The sequence below is a fragment of the Steroidobacter sp. genome (genome assembly GCF_016790065.1).
Classification (GTDB): Bacteria; Pseudomonadota; Gammaproteobacteria; order Steroidobacterales; family Steroidobacteraceae; genus Steroidobacter.
On the sequence record NZ_JAEUPY010000216.1, the window covers coordinates 1 to 11,489 of the forward strand.

At 61.3% G+C, this 11,489-nt stretch carries 9 protein-coding genes; all 9 read left to right on the forward strand.

Translation table 11 applies throughout. The annotated features are described in order from the left end of the window. Positions 1–552, forward strand: a 552-nt coding sequence (locus JNL55_RS09235) for an RNA polymerase sigma factor (RefSeq protein WP_293852308.1), incomplete at its 5' end; no start/stop codon positions are given. After that, the gene (locus JNL55_RS09240; RefSeq protein WP_293852310.1) at positions 545–1,576 is read left to right on the forward strand and encodes a FecR family protein; all 1,032 of its coding nucleotides are present in this window, start codon (positions 545–547) and stop codon (positions 1,574–1,576) included. The genes JNL55_RS09235 and JNL55_RS09240, both read left to right, overlap by 8 nt. Before the next feature lie 77 nt (positions 1,577–1,653). After that, positions 1,654–4,113: a TonB-dependent siderophore receptor gene (locus JNL55_RS09245; RefSeq protein ID WP_293852312.1), complete on the forward strand. Its 2,460-nt coding sequence runs from the start codon at positions 1,654–1,656 to the stop codon at positions 4,111–4,113. Positions 4,114–4,122: 9 nt separating this feature from the next. Then, entirely contained in the window at positions 4,123–5,274 is a 1,152-nt protein-coding gene (locus tag JNL55_RS09250; protein ID WP_293852314.1) for a hypothetical protein, read from the forward strand. Positions 5,275–5,379: 105 nt separating this feature from the next. Further along, a complete protein-coding gene (locus tag JNL55_RS09255) occupies positions 5,380–6,279 on the forward strand; it encodes an intradiol ring-cleavage dioxygenase (protein WP_293852316.1) in 900 nt (299 codons plus the stop codon). Between the two features lie 213 nt (positions 6,280–6,492). Then, positions 6,493–7,026 (forward strand): RNA polymerase sigma factor, encoded by a 534-nt coding sequence (locus JNL55_RS09260; RefSeq protein WP_293852317.1) that lies wholly within the window; start codon positions 6,493–6,495, stop codon positions 7,024–7,026. Further along, on the forward strand, positions 7,023–8,081 hold the full coding sequence (locus JNL55_RS09265; RefSeq protein WP_293852319.1) for a FecR family protein: 1,059 nt from the start codon (positions 7,023–7,025) through the stop codon (positions 8,079–8,081). Before JNL55_RS09260 ends, JNL55_RS09265 begins: the two co-directional genes overlap by 4 nt. Before the next feature lie 68 nt (positions 8,082–8,149). Next, positions 8,150–10,690, forward strand: coding sequence for a TonB-dependent siderophore receptor (locus JNL55_RS09270; protein WP_293852321.1), 2,541 nt, complete (start codon positions 8,150–8,152; stop codon positions 10,688–10,690). Positions 10,691–10,698: 8 nt separating this feature from the next. After that, a partial coding sequence (locus JNL55_RS09275) for a serine hydrolase domain-containing protein (RefSeq protein ID WP_293852323.1) occupies positions 10,699–11,489 on the forward strand: 791 nt, incomplete at its 3' end.

The window sequence follows — 11,489 nt, forward strand, 5'->3', positions numbered from 1 at the left end:
GATCACTGGTTCGCGACCGAGATCCTGCCGCACGAGGCGGCGTTGACGCGCTATCTAAAGCGTGTCTGGTTCAATGCCGCCGAGATCCCCGATCTGCGGCAGGAAGTGTATGTGCGCATCTACGAGGGCGCGAGCAAGGCACGGCCGTTGGCGCCGAAAGCGTTCTTGTTCACGACCGCGCGCAATCTGATGGCGGATCGAGCCAGGCGTGAGCGAGTCGTGTCCATCGACTACACCCAGGACCCCCGGTGCCTCGACGCGTTGGTCGATGAGATTTCTCCCGAGCAGCGCATGAGCGCTCGGCAGGAGCTGCGACGGCTCGCAAGTGCGTTCGATCAACTCACTGACGATTGTCGTAACGTCATTTGGCTGCGTCGGGTGGAAGGCATGTCGCAACGGGATGCGGCTGCGCGTCTTGCCATGCGTGAAGGCACGCTCGAGAGTCATTTATGCCGCGGGCTGCGGGTGTTGATGTCAGCAGTGTTTGGACACGAGCAGGCCGCTGACAGCGGCGCGAGCCGAGATTCGGAAAGTGAGCGCGAGCATGGATAGCGAATCGATAGAAGAAATGGCCCGACGCTGGTTTGCGAAGCGTCAAGGCAGTGCATGGAGCGAGGCGGATCAGGCGGCGTTCGATGCCTGGATCGAGGCGGCCATCGCGCATCGTATTCACTACGTTCGGGTCGAGACCGCATGGGAGCAACTTGCGCGTCTGCAAGCGCTCGGTGCTGGCGTTCCTGAAGGCGTCGTACCGCCGCGGAGTTCGTGGGGTGACCAACGATTTCCGGGAGGCGAATCACTGCCGCTGAAATCTTCTGCTGTGGTTGAGCCGCGCTCGCGAACGCAGCTCGGGCGGTATGCTGCGGCGGCAGTCCTCGTGGTGAGTGTCATCGCAACTTACATTTACAGCACGGGATTGCTCACCGACGATCGTTACTCGACCCCGGTCGGCGGGCTCGACTCGGTGGCGTTGGATGATGGTTCGCACGTCATACTCAATACCGACAGCCGTATCAGAGTGGCGTTACGCGAGCACGAGCGAAGAATCTCGTTGACGCAAGGCGAAGCCTTCTTCGACGTTGCCAAGGATGCGTCGCGGCCGTTCGTGGTCGAGGCGGGGGACAAGCGGATCGTCGCGGTCGGCACCAAGTTTTCAGTGCGACGAACCGACTCGGGCGTGCAAGTGGTCGTGACTGAAGGGTCGGTGCGTGTCGAAACCGGCGGGGGGGCGGTGCTACGACCCAAAGAAACCTTGTTGAAGGCGGGCAGCATTGCCCAGACCGCCGAGGATGATGACGTCAGTGTGCGCCCCGATGTCAGTTCGGAGATCGACAAGCTGCTGAGCTGGCGCGAGGGCTACGTGGCGTTCGAAACCATGACGCTGGCGGAGGCGGTGGCGGAGTTCAACCGTTACAACGCTCGTAAGATCGTGATCGCGAGTCCCACGATTGGCGGGCTGCGCATCAGCGGTAAATTTCGCACCGACAATACCGATGCCTTCTTGTGGCTGTTGCAGAAGGGCTTTCCCGTCGATGTCGAGCGTCGCCAGGATGAGATTGTGCTCAACGCGCGCTAGAGCTTCGCAGGATTTCAGGACCCCGTTCGTCTCAATCGGCAACGAGACAGCACCACGAGTGCGAAGGGGAATTTGAGATGCGGAAAGCAGCGGGTATTCGTTCTCTGATTGCGTTGGCCTGCGCGATGTCCATGCCGGTGGTAGTGACTGCCGAGACACCGAGCAAGCTCGATATTCCAGCGGGCGATCTCACAGCGGCGCTACGCATGCTCGCCACGCAGTCCGGTGTCGAGTTTGTTTATTCCCCGGATCAACTCAAGGGCATTCGCACCGACGGCGCGCGCGGCGAACTCACCACGCAGCAAGCGGTGCAGAAGTTGGTCGAAGGCACCGCATTGGAAGTCACCGTTCATCCCAGCGGCGCCATTCTGATCTCGGTGCCTGCCTCCGATGCGGCACGCAGCAGCGTCGAGGGTCAGATCGATGAAGTGTTCGTGCACGGCACGACCATCACCGATCCTATTCTTAGCTCGCGCACCGGCGAGACGCTGAAAGATCGACCGCAGTCCGTGAGCATCGTGACGCGTGAGCAACTGGAGGAGCAAAACCTCAACAGCGTCTCGGCCGTGCTCGAACAGACCACCGGCGTCACTGTCGTTCAGCAGAGCAATACCAACGCGTTCTTTTACTCGCGCGGTTTTTCCATCGACAGTTTCCAGATCGATGGCGGCTCGCCGATTCGAGTCAACAACATCGGTTACAGCCAGATGGCCGACATGGCCATCTACGAGCAGGTCGAAGTGGTGCGCGGCGCCGATGCGTTGTTCTCCGGCAATGGCGAGCCCGGCGGCACCGTGCACTTGGTACGTAAGCGCCCCACCAAGAACGATCAAGTGTCGTTGTCGGCGTCCATCGGGCGCTGGGACAACTATCGCGGGGAGTTGGATGCCTCGGGGCCCGTCGCCTGGGACGGTCGGGTTCGCGGCCGCGTGGTGTACATGCAGGAGCGTAGCCGGTTCTTTCAGGAGAGCATCGAGGACAGCAAGAATCGCAGCCTCATCTACGGCGTGCTGGAAACGGATCTGACGCCGAGCACGTTGCTCACGGTCGGCGGCAGTTACGATGACAGTCAATCGCCGTTTGCTGGATTCGGCTTGCCTCGTTACGGCGATGGGCGCGATCTGCGCTTGCCGCGCGAGAGGGGCTTGACGGCCGATTGGTCCCGATTGGATTCGACGACGACGGGCTTTTTCGCTCGCATCGAGCAGCAACTCGGCGATCGTTGGAGCCTGCGCTTGAACACGATGCGTGATCGTCGCGACACCGACTACAACTTCCTGGTCGCGTTCAGCGCAGTGAATCCCGTGACCTCGTTGCTCAACATGTATCTCGACAATGGTGTCGGGCGCACCGTGCAGGATGTGGCCGATATCACATTGCGCGGCAGTTTCGATTTATGGGGTGGCACGCATCGGGTGGCGGTGGGTGCGGACTGGCAGGACAGCGCCATTCGCGCACGCCGTTACGGCAGCGGGGTCGTCGCCACCGCCAATCCGTTTGCGTTCGACTCGAATGCGTTTACCGAGCCTGGTCGTACGCCGTTTCCAATAGGGATGGAGTCGTTCGGCCAGAAGCAGAATGGCATCTATGCCAACATCAGCTTCCAAGTGCTGCAGCCGATGCGCGTGCTCGCCGGGGCTCGCTATAGCAACTTCAGCTCCTGGAATGACTACTTCACGTTCGGTACGGCGGGCCAAACGCTTACCTCCGCGCTCATCCGCTATCAGGACCGCGACGTGCTGACGCCGTATTTCGGTGTCACTTACGAGTTGCCGAGCAGCTGGGTCGTGTACGGTAGTTACTCCGAGGCGTTTCAATCGCAGGCGACTAACTTGGCCGGCCCGCTGCCGGGACAGCCGTTGGATCCCATGACCGGCGAGAATATCGAATTCGGTCTCAAAGGCGATCTTGGCGATGGCCGTGCCGCGACTCAGCTTTCGGTATATCAGATCGAGCGCGTGAATCAGGCCGTGCTGGATTCCAGCTACGCGCCAGGTACGGGTGGACTCGGTTCGACCTGTTGTTACCTGTCGCAGGGCGTGGTGCAAAGTCGCGGTGCCGATATCGAGGTCAGCGGCAGATTGCAACGACGTTGGAATCTGATCGCCGGCTACACGTACAACGAAAACGAATACAAGTCCGGCTACCGCAGCAACCTCGGTGCTTCGTATATGCCGCGCACGCCGACGCATATGCTCAAGCTCTGGAGCACCTATCAGTTCGACGGTGCATTGGATCGTTTGAAGGTCGGCGGCGGGGTGAACGCTCAGAGCCGCACGTCGATCGTCGGCTCGCTGGCGACCTACAATCCGGTGACCGGTCAGTTGCTCACATCCACGCCGTATAGCTTCCATCAAGATCCGTACGCCACGGTCAGCCTGCGCGGCGAATATGAGTTCAATGACACGTGGTCGTTGGCGCTCAATCTGACCAACGTGTTCGACAAGACCTACTACCGCACACTCGGCGATGCGCGTCGAGGCAATTGGTATGGCGAGCCGAGAAGTTTCATCTTGTCCTTGAAGGGTGCCTGGTAGCCGCTCGTCATGAACACGTTCGTCGCCGGCTTGGTCGGCGCTCTCGCGATGCTCTTGTCAGTGCAAGTCTCAGCGACGTCGTTGCGGCCGGCGGTGGCGGAGGAGCCGATCGAGGCGGTGGTCGCAGCGTTGAGCGACCATCAAATCATCGCGGTTGGCGAGGTGCACCAGCTGGAGGCCCACGGCAGATTCTGGCTGAGATTGATTCGAGAGCCGCGCGTCATCGATCTGGTGAACGATGTGGTGGTCGAGGCGGGCAGCTCCACACACCAGGCAACGATGGATCGATTCGTCGCCGGTGAGCCGGTGCCGTACGAGCAGCTGCGCAGAGTCTGGGAAGATGCAAATCCCGTCGGCGTGTTCGATGTGCCGATGTACGAAGAGCTGTTCTGGGCGGTGCGGGCCAGGAATCTCACGTTTCCGACGAAGCGGCCGCTGCGTGTGATTCTGGCTGGTCCCGGCATCGACTGGTCGAAAGTGAAATCACGCGCTGACTTCGAGGTGCAAGTTCGGCAATCCATCCAGCCGGAAGCGCGTGAGGACTACTGGGTGGCGCGACGAATCGCCGAAGAAGTTGTGCGTAAGGGACGCAAGGCGCTGGTGCTCCAGGGCCAGATGCATGCGTTCAAGACGCAGCCGAGTGCCGGTCCGGTGGGTCAATCTTGGGAGATGTCCATCCTGAGAACTCAATACGGAGCGAAAGTGTTTTCGCTCGTGCCGGTATCGACTACGGTGCTGTCGCGTATCGATGCGCGTGCGAACTCGTGGCCGACACCATTTCTAATTCATCTCGCTGGCACGGCGTTCGGCAGCGTGCCCTTGAGTTCGCTGCTCAGCACCGGCGCGAGCGACGCAAGCGCGATGGAGCGCTTCAACGTGGGGTTGCGCGCGCCGGCTGAAACCCAACTCGACGCCATCGTGGTTCTGGAATCTGCCAGCGAGATGACGTTCGCGCAGCCGACGCATGCGCTGTGCATGGATAAGCGCTACATCGACAGACGGTTGCAGCGATTGCGCAGCACCGACGGATCGTCGAAGTCCGCCGACGCTTGGCTGGCGGGATTCACCGCTCGATGCGACCGGACCTTGGTGTGCCACGCGCTCTATGAGCTTCCCGAGCTATCGGGCGCGGCTCGGATCGACGGCCGGTGTGGGCGCTAGCCCCACCTCTGCTAAGACGTTACGAAATGACACAGATGCTTACAGTCTAGTCCGGCACGATCGGGCATCCTCGGCGGCGTTGTCATCGATTTCGAGTGCCGCCGCATGTCCGATCACGATTCCTCACCCCTGCTGAAGCGACGAAGCTTGTTGGTCTCTGGGCTCGCTGGCATCGGCGTCGCGGCGGTTCCGGTGCGCTCGGCATCGGCGGCGGCCGCGACCGCCACGAGCAATCAGCCGCTCACGTCGCAGACCACCGAAGGTCCGTATTACTTCGATCCGAAGCTGGTGCGCGCTGACATCACTGAAGGCTTGTCCGGCGTGCCGCTGGATATCGCGTTCACTGTGCTCGATCTGGCGGGCCGGCCGGTCGCGAACGCGCGAGTGGATGTGTGGCATTGTGATGCGCAGGGTCTGTATTCGGGCTACTCGCGCCAAGGCGAGGATGGCGGGACCGATCTCACCGGCAAGACCTTCCTGCGCGGCACGCAGCTCGCGAATGCCAGTGGCCTGGTGACTTTTCGCAGTATCTATCCCGGCTGGTATCGCGGTCGGACCACACACATTCATTTCAAAGTGATCAGCGGTACCAAGACCAATCTCACGTCGCAGTTCTTTCTGCCCGATGCGCTCAGTGAGTTTCTATACACACAGTTGCCGGCGTATCGTCGCGCCCAGCTGCGCGACACATTGAATTCCAACGACGGAATCGCGATCGAAGCGGGCGACACGGTGGAGGGCACGGTGCGTGAGGCGCAGGGTCGATACATCGCGGCGTTAACGCTGCGAGTCGATCCCACCGCCAATCCTTCCATCGATCGTCCGCCGGTCCCCGGCGCCGGGCCGGGACCCGGGGGTGCCGGTGGTCGTCCGCCCGGACCACCGCCGGGAGATCGTCCCAACGGCATGCCACCGCCGGGCGGTCCCGGCATGCGGGGTGGCCCACCGCGTTCCGCACCGTTGGAAGGCGAGGCACGCATTCAAGCGCTCGTACCCAAGCGCTGACGCTCTGGCGTCCGGAAATTCCGGTCGTCGGTGCGAGTTGAGCCGGCTTTAAAAAAAGTGTTGTCCGATTTGCCGTGCCAGCCAGTCATAGGGCTGGCAGACTGCTAGCCGTTGGGCCGGAAGCCCGGTCGCGCGCCTGCGGTCTTGAGGGTAAGGCGCTGAATCAGCAGGGATTAGCAATGATCCAGCGATTCATGGGCAACAAGGTACTCGGTGATTCCACTTCAGCGTGCGGCGGATCTGGCGGCGGCCCTGTTCAAGGCTCGCGGCGAGGATCTGCTCGGCTTCCTGCGGCGAAGGCTGCGCAGCGACGCAGATGCGCGTGATATCGCGCAGGAAACCTATTTGCGTTTCATTCGGCTGGCGGACCCCCGCCGTATCGATAATGCCGAAGCCTACCTGTTTCGCATCGCCGCCAACCTGCTGTACGAGCACCGCATGCGACAGCGCACGACCCTGACCGGCGCTGACGAGATGTTGTCGGCACAACTGATGACCGAACAAACGCCGCTGGACCTCGCGGTCTCGGCCGAAGTGGCTCGTCGGCTGCGCTCGGTGGTGGAGGACTTGCCGTCCACCCAGAGAGCCATCGTCATCTTGCACATCCGCGACGGACTGACGTACGGCGACATCGCTGGCCGGATTGGAGTGTCCGAGTCGATGGTGAAGAAGCATGCTTACACGGCGTTCGCGTTCTGCAGGAAGCGCCTGCGTGATCTGAAGCTGGAGCACACGGAGGCACCATGAGCGACACCTCGGATGTTCAATTAGATGCCGTCACGGTGCAGGCGACGGAATGGTTCGCGCGGATGCGAGAGTCGGAACTGTCCGCCGAGCAGCGCGCTGAGTTCGATCAATGGATCGCCGAATCTCCAGTGCATGTGCGCGAGTATCTGGCTGCGGCACAGTTGTGGGGCACGCTGCACGCATCGGATGACTGGACGACGCAATCGACCGACGAGTTGGTCGCACAGGCGCGGGCGTCAGCAAACATCGTGTCGTTCCCAACCAAGATGACAGCGACGGAGCGGGAGCCTGCGCAGCGCCGGTCGCGTCGACGGGCGCAACTGGCCATCGCGGCCAGTGTGCTCGTGGTGCTCGGTGCTGTCTTCACCGGATGGATGACGGGATTCCGGTTCGGTGCGCAAGTGCTTGCGACCGAGCGCGGTGAGCAACGTTCGACGGTGCTGAGCGATGGCTCTCTGGTGCAGCTCAATACGATGACTCGCATCGAAGTGTCATTTGATGCGCATGCGCGTCGGATCCACATGTCGCAGGGCGAGGCCTTCTTTCGGGTCGCTCACGATACCAGCCGGCCGTTCGAAGTGATTACCCCCTTCGGTGTAGTGCGAGCGGTAGGGACAGAGTTCAACGTATACAGCCGTGCTCGTGACATGCGAGTGGCCGTCGTCGAAGGCAAGGTTCAGGTGTCTTCGAACGAGGCCTCGGCCGGCACTGCGGTTCCCACACTGGTGGGTGCGCGCCAGTCAGTGGAAGTGGCGGCAGGTGCTGTGGAGACCAAGGCGTTGCCGCCGTCCCAAACCGAGCTGGCCACGGCGTGGCGACAGCGACGACTCGCGTTCGAGAACGAACGCCTCGATGCGGTGGTGGCCGAGTTTAATCGCTACAACCGAGTCAGCATGCGCATCGACGATGCGCAGCTGGCGGCGTTGCAGATCAATGGCGTGTTCGATGCCGACGATCCGCAGGCGCTGCTCGGCTATCTGCAGAGAGTGCAGCGCGTGGTCGTGGCTGCTGACAGCGCACAGCAGCTGACTTTGAAACGAGAAATAAATAGGTGACGATTTCACGTCACCGGCAGTCGTAGCACCCACAGGACAAATACATGTCCACTTTGGGGAGACTGCTAATGCGTTGTCGATCACTGCTTCTTGCTGCGTGTGTCTCGTTGTCGGCCGCTGCTGCGTTGGCCGATGACGTCAACACCGTCTTCGATATCCCGCGTCAACCCTTGGTCAAGGCGCTACGCCAGTTCGCGGATCAGACCGGACTACAGCTCGCGTATGAAGCGAGCATCGTCAACGGCTACACCAGTCCCGCCGTCAAAGGCACGATCAGTGCGCGTGAAGCGTTGCAGCGGCTGCTGCTTGGATCGGATCTGCAGTTCGAGTTCATCGATCGACGCACCGTGGTGTTGTCGCCGCTCGAGCCCCAGGCCGAGGTCGGTGCGGTGAGATCCGGGTTCTCGGTCGCGGCGTTGCTGATGACCATGTTCAGTCCATTGGCGGCGACGGCGCAGACCGTCGGTGCCGAGAATAGCTCCGTCATTGAAACCATCAGCGTGTTCGGCACGCTCGACAGTGAAGTCAGCATTGGTTCGAAGTCGGGACAGTCGCTGCGTGAAACGCCCAAGTCGGTGACGTTGGTGACCCGTGAACGCATCGAAGCCCAGAACCTCACCTCGTTGGCCGATACGCTGAAGCAAACGACGGGCGTCACGGTCAAGAGCTACACCTCGGCCGACAACGCCTATTTCTCTCGCGGCTTCCGCGTGCAGACCGTGCAGATGGATGGTGGCGCACCCGCGATCAGCGGCAGTTTCGGCTCCTACCTCACACCGGATACGGCGGCTTACGATCATGTCGAGATGCTGCGTGGTGTGGATGGCATGTACACCGGTGCGGGTGAGCCCGGCGGTGTGATCAATCTGGTCCGCAAGCGCGCCAAGAGTGACGCAGAGGTGCAGCTCAACCTGTCGGCGGGACGTTGGAATGCCTATCGCAGTGAGTTGGATGTGACCGGCCCGGTGACCTCCGATGGTCGCTTGCGCGCTCGCGGCGTGGCGGCCTATGAGAATCGTGATTATTTCTACGATCGCGCCGAGTCCGACCGGAAGATGTTCTTCGGCACGGCCGAATATGACATCACCGACAGCACGGTGGCCATCATCGGCGCCAGCTATGAGAATCGTAAGGAAGATGGCTTCTTCTTCAGAGGCCTGCCGCGCTACGCCGATGGTTCCGATCTGAAATTGTCGCGCAGCACCGCGTTCAATCCCGACTGGAATCACAACTACACCACCACCAAGGAATACTTCGCGCGGCTGGAGCAGCAGTTCGGCGAAACGGGCACGATCAAGCTCAATGTCACGCGCCTGGATCAGCACACTGAGCGCGCTCTGATGAACTCCTATGGTCCGGTGAATCCCGTGACCAACACGGAGCCCATGGCGCTCGGTAGTTCGACCCGCTTCGGCGCCGTGCAGGATCTGCTCGATCTGTCGGTGAGCGGCACGTTCAAGCTGTTCGGTCTCGAGCATCGCTACACGGTTGGCGCCGACTATGCCGACGTCGATGGCAGCGGCGAGCAGGGGTTCGACCTGTTGACGTATCAGTATCCGAGTACTCGCACCATCGACGTGTTCAACTTCGACGCGTCGTCGTATGCGCGTCCGGTGGCGCGACCGCTGTATCGATATCCGGACAACGGTCAGACGCAGCGCGGCTTTTACGGCACGCTCGGGCTGCAGCTCGCTGAACCGGTGCGGCTCACGTTAGGCGGCCGGTATGGTGAGTTTCATTATGAAAACACCTATCTGCCCATCAATCCGAATGGCAGCACCGGCAACCCGAGTTCGACCCGTTACAACGACAGCAAATTCATTCCCAGCGCGGCGTTGAGCTGGGACTTCGCCAGGGACTGGACCGTCTATGCCAGCTACGCGCAAACCTTCCGTGCCCAGGCCAACCTGCTGCAAGGGCCGCCGCCGGGTAGCACGCCGCTCGATCCGTTGACGGGCGATGGCTACGAGCTGGGCGTGAAGGGCGAGTTCTTCGGTGTGCTCAACGCGGCGTTCGCCGTCTATAGCGTCAAACGTCAGGATCAGGGCGCACTCGATCAGCGCTACGGCTTCTTCGCCGGCTCCAATGGCCGGAACTGCTGCTACATCCAGCAAGTCGACATCGAAAGCGAAGGCTTCGATGCCGAGCTGAGCGGCACGGTGCTGCCGGGCTGGCAGGTGTTCGGTGGCTACACCTACAACACCAGCAAGTACAACGGCGGCGCAACCACGCTGTACTCGAGCGGTGCCTACTACTTGAATCAGACGCCGGAACACATGCTGAAGTTGTGGACCACCTGGCAGCTGCCCAATGCGCTGTCGCGTTGGACCATCAACGCAGGCGTAGTGGCGCAAACGGAGACGTCCGCGACGGGCACGGCACTGGCATCGCTGAACAGCACTACGTACGTTCCTTACGAGTACACGCAGGCGTCGTATGCGGTGTGGAATGCATCGGTACAGTATCGAGTGAACGACAACTGGTCGGTGGGCCTGTACGGCGACAACCTGTTCGATAAAACCTACTACCAAGTCATTGCCACGGCAACGGGCGAGAACGTGTACGGCGTGCCAAGAAACTACGTGCTGAACGTTCGCGGCCGCTGGTAACGACAGACATGAAACTCACGCGAGCACTGCTAGTGCTCGTGGCCGTCTGCACGACGGCCCGAGCCGATCAACTCACGGATCGCTGCAAGGATCTGGGCTGTATTCGGGAGCGAATTCAGCGCCAGATGCAGCAAGAGAAGGTCCCGGCGCTGTCGGTGGCGGTGACTCGCAAAGGAGAGTTTCTGTGGGAGGAGAGTTTCGGGTTCGCGGATCTGGCCACCCGCGTGCCCGCGACCAAGGACACGATGTACTCGCTCGCGTCCATCACCAAGCCCATGACCGCAACTGCGGTCATGGCGCTGGTGCGCGATGGCAAGGTCGACCTGGATCGGCCCATCGATGATTACCTGGGCCAGGCCAAGCTGACCGCACGGATGGGCGATGCGAAAGAGGCGACTGTTCGCAGGGTCTTGAATCACACTTCGGGCTTGCCGGTGCACGCTCATTTCTTCTATGCCGATGAGACAGAGCGCCGCCCATCGATGGACCTGACCATCCAGCGCTATGCCAATCTCATTCGTCCGCCGGCAGAGCGCTATCAGTACTCGAATCTTGGTTACGGACTGCTGGACTTCGTGGTGTCGCGTGTTTCGGGCCGCAGCTACGCGGACTTCATGCAGCAACAGGTCTTTGCACCGCTGGGGATGAAACACAGCGTGGTCGCCGACGCGCATACCGTCGGCGCGACACGCTACGACGTCGATGGCACGCCAGTGCCTTACTATGATTTCGATCATCCCGGCGCGTCGGCCGTATTCGCCAGTGCCGGTGATGTGGCGCGCTTCGGTATGTTTCATTT

What these genes read in the sequence shown, in the direction of transcription:
- JNL55_RS09245 (WP_293852312.1), top strand. Translation starts at nt 1,654, where the DNA reads ATGCGGAAAGCAGCGGGTATTCGTTCTCTGATTGCGTTGGCCTGCGCG.
- JNL55_RS09250 (WP_293852314.1), top strand. Translation starts at nt 4,123, where the DNA reads ATGAACACGTTCGTCGCCGGCTTGGTCGGCGCTCTCGCGATGCTCTTG.
- JNL55_RS09240 (WP_293852310.1), top strand. Translation starts at nt 545, where the DNA reads ATGGATAGCGAATCGATAGAAGAAATGGCCCGACGCTGGTTTGCGAAG.
- JNL55_RS09255 (WP_293852316.1), top strand. Translation starts at nt 5,380, where the DNA reads ATGTCCGATCACGATTCCTCACCCCTGCTGAAGCGACGAAGCTTGTTG.
- JNL55_RS09270 (WP_293852321.1), top strand. Translation starts at nt 8,150, where the DNA reads ATGCGTTGTCGATCACTGCTTCTTGCTGCGTGTGTCTCGTTGTCGGCC.
- JNL55_RS09265 (WP_293852319.1), top strand. Translation starts at nt 7,023, where the DNA reads ATGAGCGACACCTCGGATGTTCAATTAGATGCCGTCACGGTGCAGGCG.